This window comes from Micrococcus sp. HMSC31B01 (assembly GCF_001816085.1).
GTDB classification, from domain to species: Bacteria; Actinomycetota; Actinomycetes; order Actinomycetales; family Micrococcaceae; genus Micrococcus; species Micrococcus luteus.
Map to the genome: position 1 here is coordinate 1 of NZ_KV825364.1, position 807 is coordinate 807.

At 75.2% G+C, this 807-nt stretch carries 1 protein-coding gene and 1 pseudogene; both read left to right on the plus strand.

Features of this window, described 5'->3' with window-relative positions; all coding sequences use genetic code 11:
* Positions 1-324 (plus strand): annotated as a pseudogene (locus tag HMPREF3105_RS13605) (hypothetical protein); the annotation flags it as partial.
* Positions 288-797 carry a hypothetical protein gene (locus tag HMPREF3105_RS10860; protein ID WP_246830379.1) on the plus strand — a complete coding sequence of 170 codons (510 nt, stop codon included), beginning with the start codon at positions 288-290 and terminating at the stop codon, positions 795-797. The pseudogene HMPREF3105_RS13605 and the gene HMPREF3105_RS10860, both read left to right, overlap by 37 nt.
* Positions 798-807 lie beyond the last annotated feature (10 nt).

Genomic DNA, 807 nt, shown 5'->3' on the forward strand with positions numbered 1-807 from the left:
CGCCCCGCCACGCCTCCGGGCGTGCAGGGCCGCTGGGCCCGGCGCGCGGCGGGCGGGCTGATCGGCGTCAGTGTCCTGCTCGCCGCCTGGTCGTTCGCCCTCCCCTTCGTGTTCGGGCTGGGCCCGCGGCAGGTGCCGTGGTGGCGCGAGGTCTTCGACGTGAACCACGAGGCCAACCTCACGGCGTGGTGGAGCTCGGGCCTGCTCCTGCTGGGGGCCGCGGGCTTCACCACGGTGGGTCTCGTGCGCCGCGCGCTGGGGGCGGATCGGCGGCGGAGCCTGCTCGCGTGGCTGACCCCCGCGGCCCTGCTGGCGGCCCCATGAGCCTGGACGAATCGACGCAGCTCCACGAGCAGGCCGGCCAGCTGTGGGAGGTTCTGCCGTTCGCGGGGGAGAACCCGCTGCCCGCGTTCCAGTGGCTGATCCTCGGCGCGCCGGCCGCGATCGTCGTCCTCGGGCTGCTCGCGCTGTGCACCGTCGCCCTGCCCCGCCGGACCCGAGCGCTGACGGTGGCGGGCGGCGCGGTGTTCTTCTTCGGCGCGATCGTCCTCGAGGCGGTGCCGCTCGTCTTCGGGATCGGGCGCAGCACCCTGGCCTACCACGTGGCGACCCACGCGGAGGAGCTGACCGAGATGATCGGGGCGTCCGTGCTCGTGGTGGCCCCGTGGGCCCACCTCCACCTGCGGCCTGCGCCGGGCCATCTGCAGGTGACCGCCGACGGCGTCCCGGACGCCGGCGCGGACGACGTCGTCCTCGGCGCGGGCCCCGGCCCCGCGGCTAGATGTTGTGGGTCATGAGGTTCTTGAC